The organism is Mycobacterium sp. SMC-19 (assembly GCF_045310815.1).
In the GTDB taxonomy this organism is placed as follows: Bacteria; Actinomycetota; Actinomycetes; order Mycobacteriales; family Mycobacteriaceae; genus Mycobacterium.
The window spans coordinates 814,618-841,443 of sequence record NZ_JBJIAM010000001.1; the positions used below are offsets into that span (position 1 = coordinate 814,618).

Annotated in this window: 26 protein-coding genes and 2 riboswitches; of the genes, 15 read left to right on the forward strand and 11 right to left on the reverse strand. The window is 67.9% G+C overall.

All coding sequences use genetic code 11. From position 1 onward, the window contains the following. Positions 1-23: 23 nt before the first annotated feature. Genes ACJH5R_RS03915 through ACJH5R_RS03925 form a run of 3 tightly spaced genes read left to right on the forward strand, consistent with a single transcriptional unit; the run spans position 24 to position 2,432 of the window. On the forward strand, positions 24-854 hold the full coding sequence (locus ACJH5R_RS03915; RefSeq protein ID WP_406756508.1) for a mycofactocin-coupled SDR family oxidoreductase: 831 nt from the start codon (positions 24-26) through the stop codon (positions 852-854). Beyond that, positions 851-1,654: a mycofactocin-coupled SDR family oxidoreductase gene (locus ACJH5R_RS03920; protein WP_406756509.1), complete on the forward strand. Its 804-nt coding sequence runs from the start codon at positions 851-853 to the stop codon at positions 1,652-1,654. The genes ACJH5R_RS03915 and ACJH5R_RS03920 overlap by 4 nt, the downstream gene beginning before the upstream one ends. Then, positions 1,632-2,432, forward strand: a complete 801-nt coding sequence (locus tag ACJH5R_RS03925) for a carboxymuconolactone decarboxylase family protein (protein ID WP_406756510.1) — start codon at positions 1,632-1,634, stop codon at positions 2,430-2,432. Before ACJH5R_RS03920 ends, ACJH5R_RS03925 begins: the two co-directional genes overlap by 23 nt. Here the strand turns inward: ACJH5R_RS03925 and ACJH5R_RS03930 are convergent. Continuing rightward, the gene (locus ACJH5R_RS03930; protein WP_406781347.1) at positions 2,429-3,709 is read right to left on the reverse strand and encodes a cytochrome P450; all 1,281 of its coding nucleotides are present in this window, start codon (positions 3,707-3,709) and stop codon (positions 2,429-2,431) included. The two genes, ACJH5R_RS03925 and ACJH5R_RS03930, sit on opposite strands and share 4 nt — an antisense overlap. Positions 3,710-3,839: 130 nt before the next feature. Here ACJH5R_RS03930 and ACJH5R_RS03935 point away from each other — a divergent pair, with 130 nt between their 5' ends. Both ACJH5R_RS03935 and ACJH5R_RS03940 read left to right on the forward strand, forming a co-directional pair. Further along, entirely contained in the window at positions 3,840-4,433 is a 594-nt protein-coding gene (locus tag ACJH5R_RS03935; protein ID WP_406756512.1) for a TetR/AcrR family transcriptional regulator, read from the forward strand. Between the two features lie 186 nt (positions 4,434-4,619). Then, positions 4,620-5,846: an MFS transporter gene (locus ACJH5R_RS03940; RefSeq protein WP_406756513.1), complete on the forward strand. Its 1,227-nt coding sequence runs from the start codon at positions 4,620-4,622 to the stop codon at positions 5,844-5,846. 51 nt (positions 5,847-5,897) lie between these two features. Here the strand turns inward: ACJH5R_RS03940 and ACJH5R_RS03945 are convergent, their stop codons facing one another. The 5 genes from ACJH5R_RS03945 to ACJH5R_RS03965 form a co-directional block, all read right to left on the reverse strand. Continuing rightward, positions 5,898-6,536 (reverse strand): LON peptidase substrate-binding domain-containing protein, encoded by a 639-nt coding sequence (locus ACJH5R_RS03945; RefSeq protein ID WP_406756514.1) that lies wholly within the window; start codon positions 6,534-6,536, stop codon positions 5,898-5,900. After that, positions 6,536-7,702, reverse strand: coding sequence for a glutamate--cysteine ligase (locus tag ACJH5R_RS03950; protein ID WP_406756585.1), 1,167 nt, complete (start codon positions 7,700-7,702; stop codon positions 6,536-6,538). The genes ACJH5R_RS03945 and ACJH5R_RS03950 overlap by 1 nt, the downstream gene beginning before the upstream one ends. Beyond that, positions 7,683-8,390, reverse strand: coding sequence for a superoxide dismutase[Cu-Zn] (gene sodC / locus ACJH5R_RS03955; RefSeq protein WP_406756515.1), 708 nt, complete (start codon positions 8,388-8,390; stop codon positions 7,683-7,685). The genes ACJH5R_RS03950 and sodC overlap by 20 nt, the downstream gene beginning before the upstream one ends. A 9-nt stretch (positions 8,391-8,399) precedes the next feature. Continuing rightward, entirely contained in the window at positions 8,400-8,870 is a 471-nt protein-coding gene (locus tag ACJH5R_RS03960; protein WP_406756516.1) for a LytR C-terminal domain-containing protein, read from the reverse strand. 65 nt (positions 8,871-8,935) lie between these two features. Next, entirely contained in the window at positions 8,936-9,244 is a 309-nt protein-coding gene (locus ACJH5R_RS03965) for a DUF3263 domain-containing protein (RefSeq protein ID WP_024440118.1), read from the reverse strand. A 215-nt stretch (positions 9,245-9,459) separates the two neighbouring features. Here ACJH5R_RS03965 and ACJH5R_RS03970 point away from each other — a divergent pair, with 215 nt between their 5' ends. The 6 genes from ACJH5R_RS03970 (at position 9,460) to ACJH5R_RS03995 (ending at position 17,188) form a co-directional block, all read left to right on the forward strand. Then, the gene (locus tag ACJH5R_RS03970) at positions 9,460-10,053 is read left to right on the forward strand and encodes a peptide deformylase (protein ID WP_406756517.1); all 594 of its coding nucleotides are present in this window, start codon (positions 9,460-9,462) and stop codon (positions 10,051-10,053) included. 10 nt (positions 10,054-10,063) lie between these two features. Then, entirely contained in the window at positions 10,064-11,005 is a 942-nt protein-coding gene (locus ACJH5R_RS03975; protein ID WP_406756518.1) for a GNAT family N-acetyltransferase, read from the forward strand. A gap of 18 nt (positions 11,006-11,023) precedes the next feature. Next, positions 11,024-11,827, forward strand: a complete 804-nt coding sequence (locus ACJH5R_RS03980) for an exodeoxyribonuclease III (RefSeq protein ID WP_406756586.1) — start codon at positions 11,024-11,026, stop codon at positions 11,825-11,827. Between the two features lie 106 nt (positions 11,828-11,933). Continuing rightward, entirely contained in the window at positions 11,934-12,422 is a 489-nt protein-coding gene (locus tag ACJH5R_RS03985; RefSeq protein WP_406756519.1) for a hypothetical protein, read from the forward strand. A 39-nt stretch (positions 12,423-12,461) separates the two neighbouring features. Then, positions 12,462-16,916 (forward strand): cation-translocating P-type ATPase, encoded by a 4,455-nt coding sequence (locus tag ACJH5R_RS03990; RefSeq protein WP_406756587.1) that lies wholly within the window; start codon positions 12,462-12,464, stop codon positions 16,914-16,916. Further along, entirely contained in the window at positions 16,913-17,188 is a 276-nt protein-coding gene (locus tag ACJH5R_RS03995) for a hypothetical protein (RefSeq protein WP_406756520.1), read from the forward strand. The genes ACJH5R_RS03990 and ACJH5R_RS03995 overlap by 4 nt, the downstream gene beginning before the upstream one ends. A gap of 24 nt (positions 17,189-17,212) precedes the next feature. On the opposite strand, the gene ACJH5R_RS04000 is transcribed toward ACJH5R_RS03995, so the two are convergent. The 3 genes from ACJH5R_RS04000 to ACJH5R_RS04010 all read right to left on the reverse strand — a co-directional run bounded on the left by ACJH5R_RS04000 (position 17,213) and on the right by ACJH5R_RS04010 (position 20,443). Continuing rightward, entirely contained in the window at positions 17,213-17,413 is a 201-nt protein-coding gene (locus tag ACJH5R_RS04000) for an Rv1535 family protein (RefSeq protein ID WP_406756521.1), read from the reverse strand. A 227-nt stretch (positions 17,414-17,640) separates the two neighbouring features. Continuing rightward, a riboswitch (M-box (ykoK) riboswitch) is annotated at positions 17,641-17,809 on the reverse strand. Positions 17,810-18,014: 205 nt separating this feature from the next. Continuing rightward, entirely contained in the window at positions 18,015-18,440 is a 426-nt protein-coding gene (locus tag ACJH5R_RS04005; RefSeq protein ID WP_406756522.1) for a DoxX family protein, read from the reverse strand. A gap of 245 nt (positions 18,441-18,685) precedes the next feature. Beyond that, the gene (locus tag ACJH5R_RS04010) at positions 18,686-20,443 is read right to left on the reverse strand and encodes an MFS transporter (protein ID WP_406756523.1); all 1,758 of its coding nucleotides are present in this window, start codon (positions 20,441-20,443) and stop codon (positions 18,686-18,688) included. A 149-nt stretch (positions 20,444-20,592) separates the two neighbouring features. Beyond that, positions 20,593-20,697: riboswitch (TPP riboswitch) on the forward strand. Here ACJH5R_RS04010 and thiC point away from each other — a divergent pair. The 3 genes from thiC (at position 20,692) to ACJH5R_RS04025 (ending at position 23,854) form a co-directional block, all read left to right on the forward strand. Next, a complete protein-coding gene (gene thiC, locus ACJH5R_RS04015; RefSeq protein WP_406756524.1) occupies positions 20,692-22,335 on the forward strand; it encodes a phosphomethylpyrimidine synthase ThiC in 1,644 nt (547 codons plus the stop codon). Its footprint overlaps the riboswitch before it by 6 nt. Before the next feature lie 56 nt (positions 22,336-22,391). Then, on the forward strand, positions 22,392-23,231 hold the full coding sequence (gene thiD, locus ACJH5R_RS04020) for a bifunctional hydroxymethylpyrimidine kinase/phosphomethylpyrimidine kinase (RefSeq protein WP_406756525.1): 840 nt from the start codon (positions 22,392-22,394) through the stop codon (positions 23,229-23,231). After that, on the forward strand, positions 23,228-23,854 hold the full coding sequence (locus ACJH5R_RS04025; RefSeq protein ID WP_406756526.1) for an alpha/beta family hydrolase: 627 nt from the start codon (positions 23,228-23,230) through the stop codon (positions 23,852-23,854). The genes thiD and ACJH5R_RS04025 overlap by 4 nt, the downstream gene beginning before the upstream one ends. Positions 23,855-23,865: 11 nt before the next feature. Here the strand turns inward: ACJH5R_RS04025 and ACJH5R_RS04030 are convergent, their stop codons facing one another. Together ACJH5R_RS04030 and ACJH5R_RS04035 are read right to left on the reverse strand one after the other, a co-directional pair. Next, entirely contained in the window at positions 23,866-24,867 is a 1,002-nt protein-coding gene (locus ACJH5R_RS04030) for a beta-ketoacyl-ACP synthase III (protein WP_406781348.1), read from the reverse strand. Between the two features lie 91 nt (positions 24,868-24,958). Further along, positions 24,959-25,147 (reverse strand): hypothetical protein, encoded by a 189-nt coding sequence (locus ACJH5R_RS04035; protein WP_406756528.1) that lies wholly within the window; start codon positions 25,145-25,147, stop codon positions 24,959-24,961. A 109-nt stretch (positions 25,148-25,256) separates the two neighbouring features. Here ACJH5R_RS04035 and ACJH5R_RS04040 point away from each other — a divergent pair, with 109 nt between their 5' ends. After that, entirely contained in the window at positions 25,257-26,741 is a 1,485-nt protein-coding gene (locus ACJH5R_RS04040; protein ID WP_406756529.1) for a flavin-containing monooxygenase, read from the forward strand. Positions 26,742-26,826: the final 85 nt, after the last annotated feature.

Consider the following 26,826-nt stretch of genomic DNA (forward strand, 5'->3'; position numbering starts at 1 on the left):
AGTAACCAGGTTACCGTAGCCGCATGGGTTCCCTGAATGGACAGGTCGCTTTCATCACCGGCGCGGCGCGCGGGCAGGGCCGCAGTCACGCGGTGCGACTGGCCGCCGAAGGCGCGGACATCATCGGCGTCGACATCTGTGCCGACATCCCCTCCAACGGCTACCCCATGGGATCCCGCGACGAACTCGACGAGACCGTTGCGCTGGTGGAAGCCCAGGGCGGCAAAATGATCGCCTCAGTTGCCGACGTCCGCGACTTTCCGGCGCTGAAGGCGGCGCTGAATGCCGGCGTGGAGCACTTCGGCCGCTTGGACATCGCCTGCGCCAACGCCGGTATCGCCGCGATGGCATTCCGCGAACTGACCGATGACGAAGACCTGCAGATGTGGACCGACGTCCTCGACGTCAACCTGGTCGGTTCGTTTCACACCGCCAAAGCCGCCATCCCGCACCTGATAGCCGGTGGCCGCGGCGGCTCGATCGTCTTCACCAGCTCCACGGCCGGCCTGAAGGGCTTCGGCGGCATGCAAGGCGGCGGCCTTGGCTACGCCGCCTCCAAGCACGGCATTGTCGGCCTGATGCGCACCCTGTCCAATGCTCTTGCCCCCCACAGCATCCGGGTCAATACCGTGCACCCTACCGCGGTGAACACCATGATGGCGGTGAACCCGGCGATGACGGCCTTTCTGGAGAACTATCCCGACGGAGGGCCGCATCTACAGAATCCAATGCCGGTCGGCATGCTCGAACCCGAGGACATCAGCGCCGCGATCGCCTACCTGGTCTCCGACGCAGCCCAGTACGTCACCGGGGTCACGTTCCCTGTCGACGCCGGCTTCTGCAACAAGCTATGACCGGGCGGGTAACCGGCAAACGGGTGTTGGTCACCGGAGCCGCGCGCGGCATGGGGCGCAGTCACGCGGTGCGCCTGGCCGAAGAGGGCGCCGACCTGATCCTGGTCGACATCTGCGCATCGCTGCCCGAGGTCGACTATCCGCTGGCCACCACCGAAGATCTCGACGAGACCGCTGAATTGGTGCGACAGCACGGCCGCCGGGCCATCACCCACGTCCTGGACGTGCGCGACGCAGCCGCCCTGACCGCCGCGGTCGCCGAGGGCGTGGCCCAGTTGGGCGGCCTGGACGCCTCGATCGCCAACGCCGGCGTGATCACCGCCGGGACGTGGGACACCACCACCTCGGCACAGTGGCGCACCGTTGTCGATGTGAACCTGATCGGCACCTGGAACACCTGCGCGGCGGCGCTGCCGCACCTGGTTTCCCGCGGCGGCAGCCTGGTCAACATCAGCTCGGTGGCCGGGCTGAAGGGCAGTCCACTGCACACGCCCTATACGGCGTCCAAGCATGGCGTCGTCGGCATGAGCCGCGCGCTGGCCAATGAGCTTGCCGCGGTGAATGTTCGGGTCAACACCGTGCACCCCACCGGGGTGGAGACCGGGATGCGCCCGGACGCGCTACACGGACTGCTGGCCGAAACCCGCTCGGATCTGGCACCGATCTTCAGCAACGCCTTGCCGATCGTGATGACCGAGGCGCGCGACGTCAGCAACGCGGTGCTGTTCCTGGTCTCCGACGAGTCCCGGCACGTGACCGGACTGGAATTCAAAGTCGATGCCGGCGCCACCCTGCGGTGAGGCGGGGCCCGGTGCCCACGCCTTCGCCGAGCTGATGAACCTGCCGGTTCCCGCCGACGCCACGCCAGCGGCGGCAACCCTGCTGGATTTCGTCTTCGCGCAGATCTGGCAACGGCCAGGCCTGAGCCGCCGGGATCGATGGTTCGTCGCGCTGCCATGCGTTGCCGCCGCCGACACCGAGCAGCCGCTGCGTGACCATATCTACGCCGCCCTGATCCACGGCGACGTGACGATCGAGGAGATGCGCGAAGCCGTACTGCATTTCGCGGTGTATTCGGGCTGGCCCAAGGCATCACTGTTCAACATGGTCGTCGACGAGCAGTGGGCACGCATCCATGCCGAACAAGGCGAGCCGGTGCCGTCCGCGGCGCCGCTGTTGCCGCTGGCCACACCCAGTGACCCCGAGGCGCGACTACGGGCCGGAGAGCAGGCCTTCCGTGACGTCAACTGTCTGCCCTTCGCTCCGGTCCGAGACGACCCGTATTCGGGTGCGGGCATTCTGAATTTCGTCTTCGGTGAGATGTGGCTGCGGCCCGGGCTGGGCATGAAACAGCGGCGCCTGGTGACCGTGGCGTGCGTGGCGTTCCAGGATGCGCCGTACCCGATCTTCAGTCACGTCTACGCCGCACTGAAGAGCAGGGACGTCTCGTTCGACGAAATGGACGAAGTTGCTTTGCATTTCGGCGCCTACTACGGATGGGCGAAAGCTTCGCGACTGATGCAGGTGATCGAGGAGCAGAAGCAGCGCGTTACGCAGGAGTGGGCCGCAGAGAGCTAGCCCACCGGGTCGAATTCAATGTGCAGCTCTGTGAGCCCGCGCAGCAGGAAGGTGGGCTCGTAGGAGTAGCGTCGCTGTCCGGCGGGCCCGTGGTGAGACTCGCTGATCCTGATGTCGCGCATCCGGTCCAGCATGCGGTGAACCGTGATGCGTCCCTCGACCCGGGCCAGCGGAGCCCCAGCGCAGGTGTGGATGCCGCGGCCGAAGGCGATGTGCTCCCGCACGTTCTTGCGGCCGAGCCGGAACTCGTCGGGGTTGGAGAACTTGTGCGGATCACGGTTCGCCGCACCCAGGCAGAGCATCAGCACGGTGCCGGCTTTGATCGGCACCCCGCCCAGCGTGGTGGTCTTGCGGGCAAGGCGAAAGTCGATCTTGGTGGGGCTCTGAATTCGCAGCGACTCTTCGATGAATGCGGGGATCAGTGCGGGGTTCTCGCGCAGCGTCTGCTGGAACTCAGGTCGCTCCCCCAGGGTTTGCACCGCCGCCCCCAGCAGCTTGGTGACGGTCTCTTGACCGGCGCCGAACAGAAAGGTGGCCGGGTGAACCACCTCCAGCAGTTCCGGCGTGGAACCGTCGGGGTAGGTCGCGGCGGCCAGGGTGCTGAGAACGTCGCCACGAGGCTCCCGCCGCCGCTCGGTGAGGTACCCGCTGAACTTCTCGTCGAGGTACCGCAGGGGATTGAGTCCCACCGGCGTACCGTCAAGGGATCCGACATGTTGCCCCTCGCGATGCCCGGCACCCAGCGCACTGCGGAATTCGGCGCGATCCTCCTCGGGAACCCCGAGCAGATCGGTGATGGCCAGGGTTGCATACGGTTTGGCGTAGTCGAACAGGAACTCGCAGCGTCCCGTGCCGATGAATTCGTCGAGCTGCGTATCGGTCAGCTGCCAGATGAACTCCTCGTTCTCCTTCAGCCGCTTGGGGGTCAGCAGCCCGCTCAGCAGCGAGCGCGCTCGGGTATGCGCAGGCGGATCCATCACCACGACGTGTTCGAAGATCGGGAACTCGTGCCGGTGTGCCTCGATCTGCTCGGTGATGTCGTCGCCCTCGGGCTCGAACGGCAGCGGGGGAAAAGGTCCGCCGATGGCATTCACCGCCGAGAACGAGTCGTGGTCTTTGAAGGCGGCGAGCACCTCGTCGTAGCCGGTGACGGCCACGACGCCGTGATGCGGCTCGGCGAACACCGGCCCGCATCCGCGCAGGTATTCGTAGTAGGCGTAGGGATCCTGGGTGACGGTTTCGTCGGAGAAGTAGTCCACCGCCGCGAGATCCACCATCGCCCGATACGCCCTTTCGCTCGCGCCGCGACCTCGTAGCGCTGATCGATCGATCAAATTGCTAGAATGCGTCATGCCTACCACGCGCGGCGCCGGACGGTCAAGCAATCGCAAGCCCGGGCCGGCCTGAATGGCGGCTCCGCGCAAGGCCAAATCGACCGACAATGCGACCCGGCGCCGCCTGATCGAGGCGACGGCGCGACTGATGCGCGACGAGGGTTATGCCGCGGCCACGTCGCGGCGGGTCGCCGCCGAGGCCGGTGTGCGCCAAGCCCTGGTCTACTACTACTTCCCCACCATGGACGACCTGTTCGTCGAGGTGCTGCGGGTCGGCGCCGACGACGCGTTGGACCGGATGCGCACCGCCCTGACCGATGACGATCCGCTACGCGCATTGTGGGCGATCAACAGCGATACACGTCTGACCAGCTTGAACACTGAGTTCATGGCGTTGGCCAACCATCGCAAGGCGATCCGGACCGAACTCAAGGCCTATGCCGAGCGAGTACGGGATATCGAGACCGCGGCGGTCACGGTGGCACTGCGCGCCAATGGCGTGGATCTGGCGGAATACCCCCCGATCGCGATCTCGATCCTGATCGCCCAAACCGCCCGCAACCTGTGCAATGAGAGCGCCGTCGGTGTCACCGAAGGGCACGACGAACTGCGCGCACTGATCGATCGCGAGCTGGGCCGGCTGGCACCGCCGCCTGGCACTTCCTAGCCCGCGCCGCCCCAGAAACGGTGGCCAACACGACCCCGACGGCACGAATGCTGATCGATCGACCAGCCCATTGGCGCTAGCCGGCCAGCGCGTACGCGCGGCCAGTTCGGCCGGTAACACCGAAAATTGGATGCACCGCCCGCGGTCGCCGCGGTACCTTCGTCTGCCCGGAGGACGAAAGAGACCATGCTCACCGAAACGATGCCCGAAGAGCTGCTGGGCGCCCGCCGGTCGTTCATTCTCGCGACCACCGTCGCCATGGCCAGCGCCGGACTGTGGGTGCCGCTGATCTTCTTGTTCTTCACCCTCGGGCGCGGGCTGCCGCTGACCGGGACCGGCGTGGCCGCCACCCTCGGCAACACCGGCGCACTCATCTTGGGGGTGCTGGTGTCCGGGCGCACGGTTGACCGGTTCGGTCCGTGTCGGACCATGGCGCTGGCCGGCGTCGGGGCCTCCGGCGCCTTCCTGGGCTTCCTGTACACCCACACCCTGGCCGAGGTCGCGATCTTCTCCTTCGCCGCGGCACTGAGTGCGAACCTGTTCTTCACCGCCGATCCCGAAGCCGTCCGGCGGCTGACCCGCGATCACGACGACCGCACCCAGATGTTCGCGCTGCTCACCTCGGTTCGGGTACTCGGGTTCGGTCTCGGCGCATTGGCCGCGACCGTGGGCCTGGCCATCGACCGGAACGGCGAATGGTTCTGGACCACATTGGTGGCGACCATCGCCGCGGGTGAACTCACCACCGGCCTGCTGTTCTGGCGGCTGCGCTGGATCGACCGCGCCGTCGCCGACGACGAGTCGCCGGACTGCGAGCCGCCGCGCTACCGCGATGTGTTGCGCCAGGGCGCCTTTATGGCCTTCATCGCCGGCGTGTTCGTCATCGCGCTGACCACCATCGGGATGGACACGGCACTGCCGCTGTTCATGCTGTCGGTGGGCCTGCCCGCTTGGTCGACGACGGTGGCCTACCTATTCATCTGCGTCATGGTCGCGATAGCGGCGCGCTGGGTCGCCCGAATCGGCTCGCGGGTCCCGCACCTTCGGATCCTGGCGTGGTCGGCCGCACTGTGCTCGATCAGTTTCCTGGTGATCGACCTCCTCGCCGGCATCCAAAACGCCGTACCGGCAATTCTTTTCGCCGTCTTGGCTTTCGGTCTGACACTGTTCAGTGTGTCCGACGCCGCCGGCAACGCGCTCAGCGCAAACATCATGCTGACGTTCGCGCCCGACGAGTCGTCTGGACGACACGCCTCGCTGCTGCAGACGGCGTGGGCCGCCGCGACCGCCGTTGCGCCCGGCATGTATGCCGCCCTGTTCTCCGCGGGGCGCATCCTGCCCTGGCTGGCCAGTTCGGCCCTGCTGGCCGCGGCGGCGGCGGTATTCGGCGCGGTGTACGTCAGAACCCGTTGACTCTGCGTCCAGGGCGGTAGCTACTCGCACTTTGCCGCCCTGGACGCAGAGTCAACGAGGGATATCGAATTCGACTCGGGCCGAGACGGTCTCAATCGCCTCGTACACCGCCGCCAAACGGTCGGATAGCGACGGCGCGGCCAGCACCGCGTACCGGTCGGCCTCCCCCATCGGGACCCGGCAGGCCAGCGAGTACAGCCGCTGCACCGGGTCCAGCGAGCGCAGCCGCCGGCCACCCAGCAGGCTGTTGCGCCCCGGCATCACCCAGCGTCGCTGCGCTTGGGCCATCCGCTTGTGCAGCGCGACAATGCGGTCTTCGAGCGCAATGAACTGCTCGTCACTCACCGGTTCTGATGGCTCGTCGGGCCACACCTCGGTGATCGCCCGCGGGTAGGGATCGTCGGTGAGCCATTCACGCACCCGGATCCGCTCCCCGGTCAGGCAGCGCAAGCCGTACCGGCCTGCCCCGAGTTCGGTGCACCCGGTGATGCTGGTCATCGCGCCGACGTCGTTGCGCTGCTCGCCGCCGCCCACCTCACGGCCGCGGGCGATCAGCACCACCCCGAAGCGGGGATCGCCGCTGCGCATCAGGTCGCCTACCAACACGGTGTAACGCAACTCGAAGATCCGCAGCGACAGTTCCTCGCCGGGCAGCAACACCCATTCCAGCGGGAACATCGGCAGTTCCATCACGAGATATCGAGCTCGCCCACCAGTGCATCGACCACGGCACGCAGATCGCCGTCATGTTCCTCGGCGACCCGGCGCTGGCGCTGGTAGGACGCGCCCGTCCGGTAAATGTCGGCGACGGCCGCCAGCTCGTCGGCACAGTGCAGTCGCGCGGCGACCGGTTCGAGCCGGTTGAGCAGCTCGTCGAGGTCCTCGGTGACCAGCCGCTCGTTGCTGTCGGCATCCAGGATGATCTCGGCGTCCAGCCCATAGCGGGCGGCGCGCCACTTGTTCTCCTGCACGTGCCAGGGCGGCATGGTGGGCAGGGATTCATCATTCTCCAGCCGCCGGTCCAGGTCGACGATCAGGCAGTGCGTCAACGCCACCAGCGCACCCAGCTCACGCAGATTGGACACCCCGTCGCAGACCCGCACCTCGATGGTGCCCAGATGCGGCGATGGCCGGATATCCCAACGAATCTCGTTGGTGTGATCGATGATCCCGGTCTTCTTCTGGTCGTAGACGAAGCCCTCGAACTCTTCCCAGGTCTGGAACTGAAACGGCAGGCCCGCAGTGGGCAACTGCTGGAACATCATCGCGCGGTTACTGGCGTAACCGGTGTCGTGACCGTCCCACCAGGGCGAGGATCCCGACAACGCCAGCAGGTGCGGATAGTGCTGCAGCAGTGAGGAGATGATCGGCATCACCTTGTAGGACGAGGAGATACCGACATGGACGTGCACTCCCCAGATCAACATCTGCCGCCCCCACCACTGGGTGCGTTTGATCAGCTCGGCGTAGCGCGGCGCGTCGGTCAGCTTCTGCGCTGACCACTGTGCGAACGGGTGGGTGCCGGCGCCGAACAACTCCATGCCCCGGCTGTGCACGATCGGCCGGGTGGTGGCCAGTGTCTGACGCAGGTCCTCGATGGCCTCGCCGGTGTTGTCGCAGATGCCCGTGACGAGCTCGACGGTGTTGCGCAGCAATTCCTTGTGCACACGCGGGTTCTCGCCGAGCTCGGACAGGACCGCGCTGGCTTCGTTGCTCAGATCGCGCGTCTGGGCATCGACAAGAGCCAGCTCCCATTCCACGCCGATGGTGGGACGGGCGCTGCGGGCGAACTCGATTCGGGCTTCGGACCTCGAGGAAGCCCAGTTGTTGGTCGGGCTACCCGGCGCCGATAACACCACACGCAATCCGCTTTCCGGCGTCTCCGGTGGTCAGCGTCGTCTGGTCCGGGCCGGGCGTGCCGTTGACCTGGGTGTAGCGATCCGCCGGAATGTTGGCGAAGTTGTCGTCATCGGCGTGAATGATGATCGAGGTCCCCTCGCCACCGAGCAGTTCGGCCTTGGTGAAGGCGTCGGTGGTGGTCACCAGCAGCCCGCTGCCGTCGGAGCGCACCTGCAGTGACGTCAGGTCCCCACTCTGCGGGTGCTCGCTGTGGCCGGGCGCCTGGAAGTGTCCGCCGGCCGACAGGAAGCCGCCGGGAGCCCCGCCGGTGGGGGCCACGGAGTCGGCTTCGCACTTACCGATGGCGTGGACGTGCAGGCCGTGGAAACCGGGCGACAGCACCCCGGTGCTGGTGGTCCGCACGGTCACGGTGGCGAACTCCTTGCCGCCGGCCTTGCTGAACTCGAACGTCGCGGTGGCGACCTGGCCGCCATCGGGGGTCGTCAGGTGCGCGACGAGACTGTCCGAACCGCTCGAGCCACCGGACTCAGACTCCGGGGCGGACGGCGCTGCCGACCCGGTCCAGATGGCCGGAGTGGTGCCGGGCGCGTCGGAAGGCAGCTGGTTGGGACTGCACGCCGCCAGCAGCATGGCCGGGGTGGCGAAGACGACGGCGGTAAGAGCTCTGCGGTGACCTGTGACCATGCGAGGAGCTTAACCCGCGACCACCACGATGACGCCCGGTGGTTGCTCAGCGACGTCGGGGATCCGCGGCTCGACGGCGGCGCCGAGCACCTGGGCCACCGAATGAGCCGCGTCCTGCTCGCCCTCGGCGTCACTGAAGTAGACGGTGGTCTGGGTGACTTCGGGCAGCTCGAGGTTCCCGATCTCGGTCACATTCCAGCCGGCCTCGCGCAGCCGGTCGGCGGTGTGGCCGGCCAGCCCCGCCTGTTCGGAGATGTTGAAGACTCGCACGTCGGACTTGCGGGCCGGGCGCTCGGGTTTGGCCGGCGCCGAGGCGGTGGTGACGGGTTGGGCGGTCGGCGAGTGGTCGGCGTCGTCGCTGCTACCCGACGATCCGAGGGCTTGAAAGCCGACCAGCAGGAAGACGATGCCCAAAAACAGCAGCACCATCACCATTGCCCGGAGCGGGAGTCGGGAGGAGTCAGGAACGTGGTCGTTCATTGCGCCCACTGTATCGAGCAGCGGGCCAGGACCGATAAACGCCCAGCAATCAAGGGGTCAGGCAATCAGGTGATGTCGAAACCGAGCCGGCGCGCGGCACGCGCCTTCTGACGACTGGACCGCAGCCTGCGCAGGCGTTTGACCAGCATCGGGTCGGCGGCCAGGGCCTCGGGCCGGTCGACGAGCGCGTTGAGGACCTGGTAGTAGCGGGTCGCCGACAGCGCAAAGCGCTCCTTGATGGCCTCTTCCTTGGCACCGGCGTACTTCCACCAGTCCCGTTCGAAGGACAGGATGTCGTGTTCGCGACGGCTCAGACCGTCGGTGGGTTCCGAATCGTCCCCTGAGCGATTCGCCTGCGCCATGGCGCCGTCCATATCGTTTCCTGGACCCTTCCGGAAAGTTCTCTCGCTGCAAACGTTCGCTAGTTTTCGGCGGCGTGTTCTGAGCGAATATTGAATCACGCCAGGCTGTGTTGAACCGGGAGCCTGGCCCGCGCGTCGCCATGGCCGCTGCACTTGACCGGTAGCGGCCCCAGCTTCGCCTCTCCTCCGTCGAGCCTCGCTAAACCGCCCACCTAAGATTTGCGGTCATGGCCGTCCTACCCATCCGCATTGTGGGCGATCCCGTCCTGCACACACCGACCAGCCCGGTGCCCGTCGCCGATGACGGCTCCTTGCCGGCTGACCTCGGTGAGCTGATCACCTCGATGTACGAAACCATGGACGCCGCCAACGGCGTCGGCTTGGCCGCCAACCAGATTGGCGTGGGGCTGCGGGTCTTCGTCTACGACTGCGCCGACGACCGCCGCTCCACCACCCGGCGCCGCGGCGTCGTGGTCAACCCGGTGCTGGAGACCTCCGAGCGGCCCGAAACCATGCCCGACCCGGATGACGACGACGAAGGCTGTCTGTCGGTGCCCGGCGAATCGTTTCCGACCGGTCGGGCGCAGTGGGCGCGGGTCACCGGATTGGATGCCGACGGGAACCCGGTGACGTTGGAGGGCACCGGATTGTTCGCCCGGATGCTGCAGCACGAGACCGGGCACCTCGACGGGCTGCTCTACCTGGACATGTTGGTGGGCCGCAACGCCCGCGCCGCGAAACGGACGGTGAAGTCCAACGGCTGGGGTGTGCCCGGCCTGTCCTGGATGCCGGGCGACGTGCCCGATCCGTTCGGTCACTGACGAGCCCTCCATGCCCCAACCACCCGAACTCCCTGAGATCGGCGTCCGGGTGAGTCTGCGCTACCTGCGTCCCCCCGGCTCCGAGCCGTCGATGGGCGATGTGATTGGGCAGCTGGTGGCGACCGGGCCGGTGGTGCGGGTCCGCTCTGCCGACGGGGTGATCCACGAATGTCGCCACGCCGACGTGTTGTACGTGCGCCGGCTGACCGATCGCCCGGTGAAGAACTCGACGATCCGCTCCGTTGAGCATGCCGCCGCGCTGGCCTGGCCGGGCAGCGAACACCAATGGCTCCACGGCTGGATCCTGCGCGCCGGTCCCGGTGCCGACCTCGCGGCCAATTCCGCTGTGCCCCTGGACATGTTTGCCCACACGAATGCCATTCCGGCGATCATCGACTGGTATGCGCGGCGCGGTCTGCCCCCCTACCTGGCGGTCCCGGAGCGCCTGCTGCGGTTGCCGGAGGACATCGCGACCCGGCACCAGACCCGCACCCTGGTGTGCGACGTCGTCGCTGCCGGCACGGCCCCGGGTGACCTGGTGACGGCCGCCGGGCCCGACGCCGACTGGCTGGCGGTACAGGGCGGTGGGGCGGCTTCGGTGGAGGTGTTGACCGCGGTGGTCGACGGCGAGGCGATCTTCGCCTCGATCCCCGGGGTGGCGGTCGGTCGGGGCACCGTCACCGAGGGGCCGGACGGCACTCGCTGGCTGGGGTTGACGGCGGTGCGGGTGGCCGCGGACCACCGGCGGCAGGGCCACGGTCGCCGGATCTGCGCTGCGTTGCAGTCCTGGGGGGCCGATCGCGGTGCCACCCGCGGCTACGCGCAGGTGGCGACCAGCGACACCGGCGCGTTCGAGTTCTTCGAAGCGGTCGGATTCGCCGGCCAGCACCGCACCCGCTACATCGACGCCCGGCTGCTGGGCCGCGGCTCGTCGCCGTCGAACGAGCTTTAGGGTGGCTCCGTGACTGCGCTGCGACTGGCCACCTGGAACGTCAACTCCATCCGCACCCGGGTGGACCGGGTGACCGACTGGCTGGCCCGAGCCGAGGTCGACGTGCTGGCCATGCAGGAGACCAAGTGCACCGACGCCCAGTTCCCGACGCTGCCGTTTCACGAGTTGGGCTATGAGGTCGCCCATGTCGGGCTGAACCAGTGGAACGGCGTGGCGATCGCGTCGCGGGTCGGCCTCGACGACGTCGAGGTCGGGTTCCCCGGCCAGCCGGCCTGGGCCAAGGCCGAAGCCGATCCCGCCGTGGAGGCGCGCGCGCTCGGTGCCACGTGCGGCGGGGTGCGAGTGTGGAGCCTGTACGTGCCCAACGGACGCGCCCTGACCGACCCGCACTACACCTACAAGCTCGATTGGCTTGCGGCCCTGCGCGATACCGCCGAAGGCTGGTTGCGCGACGATCCGTCGGCCCCGATCGCTCTGGTCGGCGACTGGAACATCGCGCCGCAGGACGACGACGTATGGAGCATGGAGTTCTTCGAGGGTGCCACACACGTCTCGCAACCGGAGCGCACGGCGTTCCAGGCGATGGCCGACGCCCAATTCCTCGACGTGGTGCGCCCCTTCACGCCAGGGCCGGGCGTCTACACCTACTGGGACTACACCCAGCTGCGGTTCCCGAAGAAGCAGGGCATGCGCATCGACTTCATCCTGGGCTCCCCCGCGCTGGCGACACGGGTCGCGCACGCCGAGATCGTCCGCGAAGAGCGCAAGGGCAAGTCGCCCAGTGACCACGCCCCGGTGCTGGTCGAGATCCGGCGGGACTGATTACCGGCAGTTCTATGAATTCGGTGTGGATTTCGGACCGATCGCGAAATCGCGCATAAGATAGGCGGATTATCCAATTTGCTCATTTGAAGGGCAGGGAATTCCCATGAACGCCGTCGCAGGGACGGTAAGAAAGGTGGCCGGGGCGGCGAACCGCGCGGTCACCATGACCACTGAGGCAGCCGGAGCGATCGGCGGGGCCGCAGTCAACGGGGTAATCGGCGGCGTGAAGGGGGCGGCCAGCGGCGTACAGCGCGGGTTGCGCACCGGCAGCCACTCGACGCCCGCGGCTGCACTGACCCTGGGCGCTCTCGGCGTGACCGGACTGGTCGAGTGGCCGGTGCTGGTGGCAGTGGGCGGCACCGCGCTGGCAATCAAGCAACTGACCAACCGATCCGATGACGGCAAGGCGGCCCAGACGCCAGCTGCCCCGGTGCGGCCCCTCAAGGCGGCGCCGCCGGCGAAGGCGACGAAGCCGGTGAAGTCGGCCAGCTCATCGACCTCGGCGCGGCGCAGCCCGCAGCCGAAGAAGACAGCGGCACGGCAATCACGCAGCGGCGCCAGCAGCAGCACCCGCACGCGCACGCGCCACTAGTCGGCGCGAGTGAATTTAGGTCGTGCCGTAAGGCACTCTCTGCCGCTGCGCGCAGCGAATTTCGGTGTCCAACTGACCTCCGCACTGATAGACGCCTCGGTTCAGACCGCTGCTGGGGTAGCCGGCGCTGTCCTGCCGAACGGCGACGGGGGCCCGGTGCTGTCCCGGCGATGCTTCCGCGGCGAGGGGCGAGCCTGGGTCGAGATCCGTGGGCTCGACGGCCCGGCCGGCGACGAACTGGCGACCGCTGTACTGGGGGCGGCCCGCGCGCTGCCCGGAGTGGTCTCGGTCCGGTTGAACCACCCGCTGTCGCGCCTGGTGGTCGGGCTCGACCCCGCCGCCGGCGGTGACGTCGTCTCGATACGCGAACTGTGCCAGGCGGTGTCGGACATCGAGCGCCAGTACCGCCCGACAGCCCGCAGCGGGCATGCGCCGGTGAGCCTGCCCGGTGATGAGATGACCCAAGCGCTGCGGGTTTTGACTGTCGGCGCCAACATCGCCGGCTTGGGTGCGGCGACGGTGAGCCGGCTGCTGCGGCTGCCGGGCCTGCCGCTGGGCCTGGAGGCCGGCGTGGTCGTCGTCGACTATCAGCCTCGCCTGCGCCGGCTGCTGGAGGACAGCATCGGCAAGCAGACGACCGATGCGCTGTTGGCGCTGGCCAGCGCCGGCGTGCACGCCCTCAACCAGGCGCCGACCTCGCTGGCGGTGGACCTGTCGGTAGAGGCGATGCGCGCCGGGGAGGAACGCGCCGAGGCGCGGGCCTGGCGCCGCCTCGAGCCAGAGCTCGCCGACCACGCCGAGCAGCCCTCGGTCGCCGTCCCGCAACGACCGGCGCCGCGACCGCCCGGTCCGGTGGAGCGGCACCTGACCCGCAGCGCCTGGGCGCAAGTCGCCGGCGCCGGGCTGATCGGCGCCGCGACCCGCAATCCGGATCTGGCCGGCACGGCCGCCGCGGTGACCGCTCCGAAGGCCACCCGCACCGCCCGCGAGTCGTTCGCCGCCACCCTGGGCCGCGGCCTGGCCGATCAGCACGGCACCGTCGTGTTGCGGCCCGGCAGCCTGCGTGAACTCGACCGCGTCGACACCGTGGTCATCGATCCCCGAGTGCTGTGCGGTGACACCCTGCGGGTGATGCAGGTGCGCGGCGCCGACGACGACGAACTGCGTGCGGTGTGGGCGCAGGCCCAGGCTCGGCTGACCGACACCGGCCTCACCCCCGGATGGCATCGAATCGGACCGCGCTCCGGTGTGCAGGCCTCGTTCCAACCCGCGCTGTTGCCGCTGGCGGCCGCCGTGGTGACCGAGGCCCGCCGCGCCGACGTCGAGGTGGTCTCGGTAGAAGCCGACGCCCTCGGGGAGCTGCGGCCGATTTTCGATGAGATCCGGCCGCTGGACGGGGCATCGGTGGATGAGGCGCTGACTGCCGCAGTGGTCGCCTATCAGGCCGATGGCCATGATGTCGCGGTGCTGTCCTCGGTGGCCGTCGAGGCCCTGGCGGCAGCCGACGTGGCGCTGGGCGTGCTGCCCGGACAGGGCGTCCCGCCCTGGTGCGCCGACGTGCTGCTGACCGACCTGACCGCGGTGTGGCGGGTACTGCATGCACTTCCCGCGGCTCGCTCCGCCAGCCACCGTGGTGTCGAGATCTCCATCGGCGCTACGGCATTGGGGTCGCTGCTGATGCTGCCCGGGGTGCGCGGCAGCGGACCTGGGCCGGTGACCACCGGCGCGGCGGCCGGCGCACTGTCGGGCTACTGGCTGGCCCGCCGTGCCGTGGACGCCGCGGTCCCCCGGCCGGCCGCGGTGCACGAGTGGCACGCGATGTCGGTCGACCAGGTGCGGGCGGTGCTTCCGCCGCCGGAACTGGTGGAGCCGACCAAGCCCCATCATGCGCCCGCTGCGGCGGCGGCGCTGGCGGCCGTGGATCTGGCCCGCCGGGGCGCCCAACGCACCGCGCCGCCGCGACTGGTCTGGCAATTCGCCCAGGCCGTACGCAGCGAGCTGTCCGATCCGATCACCCCGGTGCTGGCGCTGGGCGCCGCGGCCAGCGCGGTGCTGGGCTCACCCGTCGACGCGATGCTGGTCGGTTCGGTGTTGGGCGGCAACGCGATGCTGGCCGCCGCACAACGACTCATCGCCGAGCGCCGGCTCAGCGTCCTGCTGAACGAGCAGGTTCCGCCGGCACGCAAGGTCTTGCCCGACGGCAGCCACTGCGAGATTCCCGCCGAGGACCTGCTCCCGGGCGATGTGATCGAGGTACACCCGCACGAGGTGATACCCGCCGACGGACGGTTGATCGACGCGATCGATCTGGAGGTCGACGAGTCGTCGCTGACCGGCGAGTCGCTGACGGTGGTCAAACAGGTAGAGGCCACCCCGGGTGCGGATCTGGCGGACCGGGAATGCATGGTCTACGCGGGAACCACCGTGGTGACCGGCACGGCGCTGGCGCTGGTGACCGCGACCGGCGGCGATACCCACGGGCGCCGGGCGGCCGAACTGGTGGCCGGTGATCAGTCCGCCATCGGGTTGCAGCATCAGCTGAGCCTGCTCACCAGTAAGGCATGGCGGATCAGCCTGGCCGGCGGTGCGCTGGTGACCGGGCTGGGCATGGCCCGCCGGATCGGATTGCGCCAGGCGGTGGCCAGCGGTATCGCGGTGAGCGTCGCGGCCATCCCCGAAGGGTTGCCATTGGTGGCCACCCTGGCGCAGCAGGCCTCGGCCCGCCGGTTGACCAAGGCCGGTGTGCTGGTGCGGGTGCCGCGTTCCGTCGAGGCGCTGGGGCGCGTCGACGTGGTCTGCTTCGACAAGACCGGAACCCTGAGCCGCAACCGGCTGCGGGTCTCGCAGGTGCACCCGGCGGCGGGCTTCACCGACGACGACGTGCTGCGCTTCGCGGCAAGCGCGGCGCCGGTTCCCAACGGCACCCGCCAGGTGCACGCGACCGACGCCGCCATCGTGGAAGGCGCCGAAAGCGCCGGCGCCCCGGCACCGCAGGGGCCCGCCGCGCACCTGCCGTTCCGTTCCGGACGCCCGTTCTCGGCCTCCATCCGCGGAACAGAGCTAACCCTCAAGGGCGCACCGGAAGTGGTGCTGGCATGCACCGGCTCTGGCCCGACCGTCAGGAAGTCGGTGGCTGCACTGGCCGGCGGCGGTCTGCGGGTGATCGCGGTGGCCCGCCGGGAACTGACCCCCGAACAATGCTCTGCGCTGGGCGAGGATCCCGAGCCCGAGGAGATCGCCGAGTTCTGCGCCGAGGGGCTGACGTTCGTCGGCCTGCTCGGCTTGTCCGACACCCCGCGCGACGAGGCCGCTGAACTGCTCGCCGATCTCAAGCGCCGCCGAATCCCGGTGCGGCTCATCACCGGCGACCACCCGCTGACCGCCACGGCGATCGCCCGGGAGCTGGGGTTGGAGGTCGACGGCGATCAGGTGATCAGCGGCGCACAGTGGGATGCGTTGTCCCGCAAGGAACAGGAGCTTGCGGTAGCCGAGCGAGTGGTGTTCGCCCGGATGTCTCCGGAGAACAAGGTCCAGATCGTGCAAACCCTGGAACGCACCGGCAAGGTGTCGGCGATGGTGGGCGACGGCGCCAACGACGCCGCGGCGATCCGGGCCGCCACCGTCGGTATTGCGGTGGTGGCGCACGGCAGTGAAGCGGCCAGCACCGCTGCCGATGTAGTGCTGCTCGACGAGCGAATCGACACCCTGCTGGACGCGTTGGATGAGGGCCGTGAGCTGTGGCAGCGGGTGCAGGCCGCGGTGGCGGTGCTGTTGGGCGGCAATGCCGGCGAGGTGGCGTTCGCGATCATCGGTAGCGCACTGACCGGCCGCTCGCCGCTGAACGCCCGCCAGCTACTGCTGGTCAACATGCTGACCGACGCACTGCCGGCCACCGCACTGGCGGTCAGTTCGCTCAACGAGTCGGCCGCCGCCGGCGGGCACGGTCCCGACGAGCGTGCGCTGTGGCGCACGGTGGCCGTGCGTGGCGTGACGACGGCGTCGGCCGCGGTGGGAGCGTGGGGGCTGGCGTCGGTCACCGGTCGCCAGCAACGGGCCTCGACCGTGGCGCTGGTGTCGCTGGTCGCCACGCAGCTGGGTCAGACGCTGCTGGACTCGCACGACCCGCTGGTCGTGGCGACCGCTGTCGGCTCGCTCGGCGTGATGGGGACGTTGATCACCATCCCGGGTATCAGCCAGCTGCTGGGTTGCACCCCGATCGGACCGCTGGGCTGGGCTCAGGCACTGGGTACGGCGACGGTGGCCACCCTCGGCGCGGCCGTGGTGCCTCGGCTGCTTTCGGGGTCGCAGGACGACACGGTGAAGCCGAAGGAGTTCATCGTTCCCGGGCCGCGGCAACCGGACCGCCCGCAGGCATCATCCAACGGTCAAGGAGCGCCGCGGCTGCGGCTTGTGCACAATGGGGACACTGACTCTCGTCGCGGAACGGTCGCGGCTCGATCATCCGGCGATCCATCGCCACCAGGAGGTTCATGATGGCGGACAAACCGCGGCGCAGCGCATCCCAGCGCGAGGCAGTAGCCCACATCCGCGAGGCGGAGGGGTTCGCCGTTGAATTGCCGCTGTTCGGCAAGGTGACGGTGCCGCGGCCCGAGCAATTGGCCTACTACGGCGGACTGGCACTGCTGGCCGCGTTCGAGATCATTGACTGGCCGGTGGCCGTGGCGGTGGCTGCCGGCCACATTCTGGCCAGCAACCACCGCAGTGAAGTGCTCGAACAACTCGGCGAGGCCCTAGAAGAGGTCTAGCCGAGGTCCGGCCTCGGTTGACCCTCAGTTGTTGACGGTCAGCACTCCGACGCGCCACAGGAGTGCGTACATCTGGTGCAGCGGACCACTGAGCAGCCGCGTGGTCATGTCGACCAGCGGGTCCGAGGTAGGAGCGGCAGGACGGTGGTCCAGCTTCTTCGCCGTGCTGAGCGCACGCGGGGCGGGAGCCGGAGCCGTGATGTCGGTGTAGGCGATTGCAACCATGATGGCCTCCTAGTCGCGTAACGGTGCTACGCGCTCAGCTGGAGGCCGGGATCGTGGCTCAGCTGGAGGCGGTATGCGACCGTTCGGATGGGGACGGAACAGATGTCAGATATCGGCTCGGACTATCACCGGAACTCATTCGTCCCTCACCCCCTCTCGGTCGCGGGCGCGCAAGCGCGCCGGATTCACCGCATGCTTAGGAGGGCAGCTCCGACGACTGTCGGAAGACCGCACCCCTCTCGTCAGAGCTTCGACACTGCACGGCGTGTCCCTATTCAGGAAGCCACTTGGGCTCAACCCTTAAGCCGGGAGGAGCTGTCCTGACCCGGGGCGTCTTTCGACGTTCGGGGTCAGTGGCCTATGTCCGTGCAGACGCCTCACCTAACGAGGTGCTTGCACGGTCCATAGTGCACCACCGAGGGGGCGGGGTCAACTCCACCCGATTCGGGTGTGTCGAGGGTCTCTGACGTGCAGCGATACCCCCAGACCCCCTGCGCACGAGGTGTCACACCAGTCACTTTGGTACCAGAACGAGACCGTGACGGCCCGGTTCTGCGACCAACGCGCAGAACCGGGCCGTCAGGCTTCGCAGCGGTTCGAGTCAGCCGGCCAGCGACGCGAACAACGGTCCGGTCAGCTGCAGTCCGGTGCCGGCACCGGCGGTGACGAAGAAGCCGAACAGCGCCAGCGCGGCGCCGGCCAGCGACACGTCCTTGTTGAAGTGGGTCTGCTCGCCGGCCTTAGCCTCGGGGTCCCGCTCGTTCCAGAACGGATGCATGAGGAACGCTGTCGGCAGCAGGAAGACCGCCAGCATCAGCGCGCCGAGATCCGCCCAAGCGCCCACGATCACCAAGACCGCGCCGGTAAGCATCCAGACGCCCGAGCCCAGCACCGCCAGCCTGCCGGGCTTGATGCCCTTGCTCTCGGTAAAGGCCGCTATCGCGGCGGTCTGAGTGAAGTGCCCCAGCGCTCCGCCGACGAACACGGCGCCGAACAGGATTCGGCCGATCAATATCACGATGTCCACAACGGACCCCTCTCACACTTTGTAGTTGCGTAGTCAACTACATCAGAGCCTAAGGGCGTTCTCGTTGCATTGTCAACTAAATTCCACGCGTCGCCGCGTCATCGCGAGGGCGCGGCCGCTCCAGATGACGTGACCTTTGTTCCGCGGCCCGCATGGATTTCAGCGCCGGTCGACCGGCAAGAGCGATGACCACCCGATGATTGCCGTCGAAACCAGTTGTGGGCCTCCGCGGCGGTTGGCGTGCGTCAGTCCCGCAGATTCAGCGGCTCGACGGCGTAGCGCCCCGGCGTCCGCCATGACGCGAGCGCCCCGAGCAGCATCATCACCGCCGCGGCGGCAAAGACCACCGCCAGGCCGGCGTGGAAGGGCCCGGAGATCAGCTGCGGGAAGAAGCTGTGCCCGGTCAGCGCCTCGGCGTCCACACCGGGCGCGGCCAGCGCACCCGACGGCGCGAGCAGCTCGGCGATCGGGTTGTAGCCCAGAAACGCCGCGAACAGGCTTCCCACCGGCGGGGTGCTGGCCACCTGATCGGCGACACCGGCAGACACCCCCTGCTGCTGTAATCCGGCGCCCAGGGCCGCCGGCAACGTGTTGGCCAGTCCGATCACCATCAGCGAGAAGAAGATGCCGATCGATAGCGACGTGCCGGCATTGAAGAACGTGGCTCGCACGCCCGACGCCGCCCCACGCTGGTCGGCCGGGACACTGGACATGACCACGGCACTGTTGGGTGCGGTGAAGATCCCGCCACCCAGGCCGTTGAGGAACACCAGCGCCGCGAACACCCGGTAGTCGAAGTCCACCGGAAGCAGCACCAGCCCCACGAACGTCGCCGCCATCAGCACCATGCCGCCGACGGTGAACGGACGGGCGCCGCGGCGGTCCGACAACGAACCGGCCACCGGACCGGCCAACAAGAACCCCGCCGTCATGGGCAGCAGATAGATACCCGACCACAACGGCGTCGATTCGTAGCTGTAGCCGTGCAGCGGCAGCCAGATGCCCTGCAGCCAGATGATCAGCATGAACTGCATGCCACCGCGCCCAATCGCCGACAGCAACCCGGCCATGTTGGCCATCCCGAACGCTGGAATCGCGAACAGGCGCACGTCGAGCAGCGGCGAGGCAACCCGTAGTTCGATGAAACAGAACAGCACCAGCAGGGCCACGCCGAGCCCCAGCGAACCCAGCACGGCGGGACTGCCCCAGCTGGTCGGCGAAGATCCATGCGGCTGAATGCTGTAGGTGATGGCGGTCAACACCACGGTCAGCCCCAGACCGAGCGTCGCGGTGCCCGCCCAGTCCAGCTTCGCCGGCGCCTTCTCACCGAGTTCGTGCAGTGAGCGCAGCGACCAGACGGTGCCCAACACTCCGATCGGCACCCCGACCCAGAACACCGCGCGCCAGTCCCACTCCGACAGCACGCCGCCGATCAGCAGGCCGACGAACGACCCGGCGACCGCGGCCACCTGGTTGACACCCAGCGCCATGCCGCGCTGATTGGCCGGGAACGCGTCGGTGAGGATCGCCGACGACGACGCCATCAGCATCGCCCCGCCGACGCCCTGCACCACCCGCCACGCGATCAGCCATTGGGCACCGCGGCCCATGTCGAACGGGTCGATCGACAGCGCGATCGCCGCGACGGTGAACACCACGAAGCCCAGGTTGTAGATGCGCACCCTGCCGAACATGTCCCCGAGCCGGCCGAAGAACACCACCAGCACAGCCGACACCAGCAGATAGCCCATCAACATCCACAGCAGGTAGCTGACGTTGGCCGGCTCGAGCGGATTCAGGCCGATACCGCGGAAGATCGCCGGCATCGAGATCAGCACGATCGAGCCGTTGATGGTCGCCAACAGAACACCCAGCGTGGTGTTGGACAGCGCGACCCACTTGTAGCGCGGGTGGTCACGGTCGTAGCGCAGTCGGCGGCGAGCGGTGGCGACGGCGCCCGGGTCCTGGACACCGGTGTTCACCTGCTCTATCTGCGCCGTCATGTCTCTCCCAGCTACCTCTACCCCGACCACATATGTTAGCTAAGCAAATGATCAGTTACCTAATTCTCGTCCGGCGCCCTCGGCGCCTTACGCCGACTGCTGCGCTGCGATAGCGTGGCAGTGCACGAATCGCCAGTGCAGAAATCGCCAAAGAACCGCGGGAGCGCAACCAGTGCGCTGAGAGGACGGCCGGGGCCGTCGACCGTACGAACCTGACCGGGTCATGCCGGCAAGGGAGAGGAAGAACTATGACTGACGTTGCAGTGGAGCCGCAGGTCACCACCGGGCCCATCCCCTACAGCGAGAAGGCCTACCGCGAGATCGAAGCTCCCGGCGGCGTGAAAATGAAGGTGCCGTTCCGGCGCATCAACCTCACCACCGGTGAGCATTTCGACGTCTACGACACCTCCGGTCCCTACACCGACACCAATGCCGACATCGACCTGCACCGCGGCTTGGCGCCTCGACCGGGGGTGGTGACCGATCGAGGAACCCAGCTGCAGCGCGCCCAGGCCGGTGAGATCACCGCCGAGATGGCCTTCATCGCCGCCCGCGAGGGAGTTCCCGCCGAACTGGTGCGCGACGAGGTCGCCCGCGGGCGAGCGGTGATCCCGGCCAACCACAACCACCCCGAGCTGGAGCCGATGATCATCGGCAAGGCGTTCAAGGTGAAGATCAACGCCAACATCGGTAACTCCGCGGTGACAAGCTCGATCGCCGAAGAGGTGGACAAGCTGGTGTGGGCCACCCGCTGGGGCGCCGACAACGTCATGGACCTGTCCACCGGCAAGGACATCCACGAGACCCGCGAGTGGATTCTGCGCAACTCGCCGGTGCCGATCGGGACGGTGCCGATCTACCAGGCACTGGAGAAGGTCAACGGCGACCCGACCAAACTGACCTGGGAGCTGTACCGCGACACCGTGATCGAGCAGTGCGAGCAGGGCGTGGACTACATGACCGTGCACGCCGGGGTGCTGTTGCGGTATGTGCCGTTGACCGCCAAGCGGGTCACCGGCATCGTGTCGCGCGGCGGTTCGATCATGGCGGCGTGGTGCCTGTCGCGGCATCAGGAGTCCTTCCTGTACACCAACTTCGAAGAACTGGCCGACATCCTGGCCAGCTACGACGTCACGTTCTCCCTCGGCGACGGGCTGCGGCCGGGCTCGATTGCCGACGCCAACGACGAAGCCCAGTTCGCCGAATTGCGCACCCTCGGTGAGCTGACCAAGATCGCCAAATCCCGTGGCGCGCAGGTGATGATCGAGGGTCCGGGCCACGTCCCGATGCACAAGATTGTCGAGAATGTGCGGTTGGAAGAGGAATGGTGCGACGAGGCGCCCTTCTACACCCTGGGGCCGCTGGCCACCGACATCGCGCCGGCCTACGACCACATCACCTCGGCGATCGGCGCGGCCATCATCGCCCAGGCCGGCACCGCGATGCTGTGCTACGTGACTCCCAAGGAGCACCTGGGGCTGCCCGACCGCAAGGACGTCAAGGACGGGGTGATCGCCTACAAGATCGCCGCACACGCCGCCGACCTGGCCAAGGGACACCCCGGAGCCCAGGATCGCGACAACGCACTGTCCAAGGCACGCTTCGAGTTCCGCTGGTATGACCAGTTCGCGTTGTCCCTGGACCCGGACACCGCACGCGAGTACCACGACGAGACGCTGCCTGCCGAGCCGGCGAAGTCCGCACACTTCTGCTCGATGTGCGGCCCGAAGTTCTGCTCGATGCGGATCAGTCACGATGTGCGCGACTACGCCAACGAGCACGGCCTGCAGACCCAGGACGACATCGACGCCGCCATCAAGAAGGGCATGGACGAGAAGTCCGCCGAGTTCGCCGACCACGGCAACCGGGTGTACCTGCCCATCTCCACCTAGTGGTGATCGCAAGCGCGGCGGAGCCGGGCGAAGCGGGTCGCCACTCATCCAGCACAGTGGACTTCCTCCCACTGGCCCCGCCGGGGGCGACACCGGTACGGATACTCACCGTTGCCGGCTCGGACTCCGGCGGCGGCGCGGGGATTCAGGCCGATATGCGTACGTGTGCGTTGCTCGGGGTGCACGCTTGCGTCGCGGTGACCGCTGTGACGGTGCAGAACACCGTGGGAGTCAAGAGCTTTCACGAGATTCCCGCCGACACCGTGGCCGCCCAGATCAACACGGTGGTGCCCGATATCGGGATTCAGGCCGCCAAGACCGGGATGCTGGCGTCGGCGCAGATCATCACCGCGGTGGCGGCAACCTGGCGGGAACTCGGGCTAACGGTCCCCTTGGTGGTCGATCCGGTGTCCGCGTCCATGCACGGCGACGCACTGCTGGCGTCGTCGGCGCTGGATGCGCTCCGCGACAACCTGTTTCCGCTCGCGACCCTGGTGACCCCGAATTTGCACGAGGTGCGACTGTTGGTCGGTATCGACGTGGTCGATGCCGCGTCCCAGCGTGCGGCGGCTCGTGCGCTGCATGCCCTGGGACCGCGGTGGGCACTGGTCAAGGGCGGGCACCTGCCCTCGACGGAACACAGTCCGGACCTGCTCTATGACGGCACCGATTTTCTGGAGTTCCCCGGGCCGCGGGTGGCCACCGGCGACGACCACGGCGCCGGCGACACGCTCGCGGCGGCCTCGGCGGCGGCGCTGGCGCACGGGTTCAGCGTGCCGGACGCCGTGGCGTTCGCCAAACGCTGGGTGACCGAGTGCCTGCGGGCCGCCTACCCGCTGGGCCGGGGGCACGGCCCGGTCTCGCCGTTGTTCCGGTTGGGGCTGGGCGCCTCGTGAGCCTGGAGGAAATCGCCGGTTTGGACGGGCTGGCGCACCGCCCCGCCAAATCCCCCGCCGGAGTGGTGTTGCTGGCACACGGCGCCGGCGGCAACCGTGATTCCCCTATGCTGCAACGGCTTTGCGACGAATGGTCGCGTCGCGGTTTCCTGGCGATCCGCTACAACCTGCCGTTCCGGCGGCGCCGCCCCAAGGGCCCGCCCTCGGGATCGGGCGCCGGCGACCGGGAGGGCATCACCGAGGCGATCGAATACGGCCGCGGCCTGGCCGACGGTCCGCTGATCGTCGGCGGGCATTCCTACGGCGGCCGGCAGACCTCGATGGTGGTGGCTGCCGGCGATGTCGCGGTCGACCTGCTGACACTGTTCTCCTATCCGCTGCACCCGCCGGGCAAACCCGAGCGCACTCGCACCGAACACCTGCCTGAGATCGTCGTCCCGACGGTGTTCACCCACGGCAGCTCGGACAGCTTCGGAACCGGCGCAGAGATCCGCGCTGCCGCCGCACTGATACCCGCGCCGCATGAAGTCGTCGAGATCACCGGCGCCCGCCACGATCTGGCGTCCAAGACACTGAACGTGCCGGTGCTGGCGGTCGACGCGGCGCTACGCCTGCTGGGCTGAGCCCGCGGCGATCAGGGCAGGACGACGACGCTGGCCGCGTAGCTCAAACCCGACCCGTAGCCGAGTAGCAGTGCCAGCTCACCGGATTTGGCGATGCCGGCCGAGAGCAGCTGCTCCATCGCCAGCGGGATGGATGCCGCAGAGGTGTTGCCGCTGTTCTCGATGTCATTGGCAACGACGACGTCGGAGCGCAGCTCGAGACTCTTGGCGATCAACGCGTTGATCCGACTGTTGGCCTGGTGCGGAATGAAGACATCGATATCGTGGGCTTGCAGCCCGGCCGCCGCGATGGCTCGTCTCCCGACATCGCTCATTTCGTATGCTGCCCAGCGGAATACCGTGCTGCCGTCCATGCGCAGGAAGGGCCGTGGTCCGTCCGGCTGCTCGGTGTAGCTGATCCAGTCGATGTCCTGGCGGATCGCGTCACGGTTCTCGCCGTCACTGCCCCACACGATCGAGCCGATACCGTGCACCGGAGTCTCGCCGACGACGACCGCACCGGCCCCGTCGCCGAAGATGAAGCAGTTCGAACGGTCCTGCATGTCGATCGTTGGCGAGAGCACCTCAGAACCGATGACCAAAGCGGTGTTGATGGTCCGGCCGCGGAGCAGATCCGCCGCCACCCCCAGGGCATAACCGAACCCTGCGCATCCGGTGGCCACATCGAAGGCAGGCACGCCCTGCGCTCCGAGGGCGACCGCGACGGTGGGCGCGCACGAAGGGGTCTGGCGGAAGTTGGTACTGGTCGCGACGATCACCGCGTCCACCCCAGACCCGTCGAGCCCGGCCTGAGACAGCGCGTTGCGGCCGGCCTCGATGGCCAGACCCGCCACGGTGTCGGTCTCATCGGCGAACCGGCGCGTCTTGATTCCGGTACGGGACTGAATCCATTCGTCAGAGGAGTCGATGCGCGCGCAGATCTCGTCGTTGGTGACCACCCGCGCCGGGCGAGAAGCGCCGACGCCGAGCAGGCCGATCGGTCGGGTGGCGGCAGGATGGCGAATCTCGCTCAAGAAAACGTCTCTCGGTCTTAGGCCAACAGCTAACTAAAGCGTCTAACCATAACGCCCCCTGCGCCGGCGACGGCCCCGTACCGGCAACCCCTCAGCGGTCGTAGGCATCCTCATCGGCGGGCACACCCCGATGCTGCTCGACCACGTCGGCGATGTCGGCGTTGTCACCGGCGGAGATCTCGGGGCCCGGCGTCTCGTCGTCGGCCTCGTCGCCCACGGCGGCCGGAACCGCCTGTTCGGCCAAATCTGCGTCGCTGGCTTCGACATTGCGGCTGGTCATGACTGCCCTCCCCGAAATCTCCGAACAGCGTGCAAGCCCCATTGTCTCCCATCCGCCGGGCGGCCCGGGAGCTTCGCTGGTTACCGGTGAGTCAGGTACCTTAATTTTCATGGGTATCGAGCAGTTCGACGTCGTTATCGTGGGTGCGGGCTTCGGCGGAATGGGTGCGGCCATCGAGCTGAAGAAGCTCGGCTACCACGACATCGTCCTGCTCGAGCGTGAAGACGATCTCGGCGGAACCTGGCACGTCAACCACTATCCCGGCCTGGCCGTCGACATCCCGTCGACCACCTACGCGTACTGGTTCGAGCCGAATCCCTATTGGTCGCGGATGTTCGCCCCCGGCGAAGAGATCAAGCGGTACGCCGAGCACGTCGCCGACAAGTACGACGTGCGCCGCCACATGCGCTTCAACACCACCGTGGACAGTGCCCAGTGGGACGAGGACGCCCAGCGCTGGCAGGTGGCCCTGGCCGGCGGCGAGACGCTGAGCGCCCGATTCCTGATCACCGCCACCGGTTTCCTGTCCCAGCCGCGCAACCCGGACATCGCCGGGATCGACAGCTTCGCCGGGAAGGTGGTACACACCGCCGCCTGGGACCACGACTACGACTTCACCGGCCGTCGGGTCGGGCAGATCGGCACCGGCGCTACCGCGGTGCAGCTGATTCCGCAGCTGGCCAAGACCGTCGCAGACCTGACCGTGTTTCAGCGCACCGCGATCTGGGTGGCGCCCAAGCTCGACTTCCGGATCCCGGCGCGGCTGCAGAAACTGTTCGCCCGGGTCCCGTTCGCCCAGCGGGTGATGCGCTTCATCAGCGACTACCTGCTGGAGTTCATGACGGTGACCGCGGTGTTGAACTACCCCGCCTTCCGGCGGCTGTCGATCGCGGGGATGGACGCGTGCAAGATCCACCGGTTCGTCCAGATCCGCGACAAGGAACTGCGGGCCAAGCTGACCCCGAACTACGACATCGGCTGCAAGCGGCCCAGCTGGTCCAACGACTACTACCGCAGCTTCACCAAGCCGCATGTGCACCTGGAGACCACCGGCATCGAGCGGATCGAACCGGACGGCATCGTCACCGTCGACGGCCGCAAGACCGTCATCGACACCTTGGTGCTGGCCACCGGGTATGACCTGTGGGAGGCCAACTTCCCGGCGATCGAGATCGTGGGGCGGGAGGGGCGCAACCTGGGTAAGTGGTGGCGGGAGACCCGGTTCCAGGCCTACCAGGGCCTGTCGATACCGCATTTCCCGAACTTCCTGAGCCTGGCCAGCCCATACGGGTTCTCCGGCCTGTCGTTCTTCAACACCATGGAATACCAGATGCGGCACATGGGCCGACTGTTCGGCGAGCTGCAGCGCCGCAACGCGACCACGTTCGAGGTCACCGAAGCCGCCAACACCCGGTTCCTGGACGCCATGACCAAACGGCTGGACCACACGGTGTTCTACGCCGGGGACTGCACGACATCGCGGTCCTACTACTACAACCCCAGCGGCGAAGCGACCCTGTTGCGGCCCACCACGGTGCGCAACGCGGTGCGCGACGGCTCGCAGTTCCCGCTAGAGGACTACGAAATCGCCTGATCCGTCAGGCGGTTCAGCGAGGCTCGACGCAGGAGAGGCGAAGCTGGGACCGCCTCATAAACCAGCGGTTCAGCGAGGCTCGACG

Coding starts and splice junctions, on each gene's coding strand:
- ACJH5R_RS03915 (WP_406756508.1), top strand. CDS start 24: ATGGGTTCCCTGAATGGACAGGTCGCTTTCATCACCGGCGCGGCGCGC.
- ACJH5R_RS03920 (WP_406756509.1), top strand. CDS start 851: ATGACCGGGCGGGTAACCGGCAAACGGGTGTTGGTCACCGGAGCCGCG.
- ACJH5R_RS03925 (WP_406756510.1), top strand. CDS start 1,632: ATGCCGGCGCCACCCTGCGGTGAGGCGGGGCCCGGTGCCCACGCCTTC.
- ACJH5R_RS03930 (WP_406781347.1), bottom strand. CDS start 3,709: ATGGTGGATCTCGCGGCGGTGGACTACTTCTCCGACGAAACCGTCACC.
- ACJH5R_RS03935 (WP_406756512.1), top strand. CDS start 3,840: ATGGCGGCTCCGCGCAAGGCCAAATCGACCGACAATGCGACCCGGCGC.
- ACJH5R_RS03940 (WP_406756513.1), top strand. CDS start 4,620: ATGCTCACCGAAACGATGCCCGAAGAGCTGCTGGGCGCCCGCCGGTCG.
- ACJH5R_RS03945 (WP_406756514.1), bottom strand. CDS start 6,536: ATGGAACTGCCGATGTTCCCGCTGGAATGGGTGTTGCTGCCCGGCGAG.
- sodC (WP_406756515.1), bottom strand. CDS start 8,390: ATGGTCACAGGTCACCGCAGAGCTCTTACCGCCGTCGTCTTCGCCACC.
- ACJH5R_RS03960 (WP_406756516.1), bottom strand. CDS start 8,870: ATGAACGACCACGTTCCTGACTCCTCCCGACTCCCGCTCCGGGCAATG.
- ACJH5R_RS03965 (WP_024440118.1), bottom strand. CDS start 9,244: ATGGACGGCGCCATGGCGCAGGCGAATCGCTCAGGGGACGATTCGGAA.
- ACJH5R_RS03970 (WP_406756517.1), top strand. CDS start 9,460: ATGGCCGTCCTACCCATCCGCATTGTGGGCGATCCCGTCCTGCACACA.
- ACJH5R_RS03975 (WP_406756518.1), top strand. CDS start 10,064: ATGCCCCAACCACCCGAACTCCCTGAGATCGGCGTCCGGGTGAGTCTG.
- ACJH5R_RS03985 (WP_406756519.1), top strand. CDS start 11,934: ATGAACGCCGTCGCAGGGACGGTAAGAAAGGTGGCCGGGGCGGCGAAC.
- ACJH5R_RS03995 (WP_406756520.1), top strand. CDS start 16,913: ATGATGGCGGACAAACCGCGGCGCAGCGCATCCCAGCGCGAGGCAGTA.
- ACJH5R_RS04000 (WP_406756521.1), bottom strand. CDS start 17,413: ATGGTTGCAATCGCCTACACCGACATCACGGCTCCGGCTCCCGCCCCG.
- ACJH5R_RS04010 (WP_406756523.1), bottom strand. CDS start 20,443: ATGACGGCGCAGATAGAGCAGGTGAACACCGGTGTCCAGGACCCGGGC.
- thiC (WP_406756524.1), top strand. CDS start 20,692: ATGACTGACGTTGCAGTGGAGCCGCAGGTCACCACCGGGCCCATCCCC.
- ACJH5R_RS04035 (WP_406756528.1), bottom strand. CDS start 25,147: ATGACCAGCCGCAATGTCGAAGCCAGCGACGCAGATTTGGCCGAACAG.
- ACJH5R_RS04040 (WP_406756529.1), top strand. CDS start 25,257: ATGGGTATCGAGCAGTTCGACGTCGTTATCGTGGGTGCGGGCTTCGGC.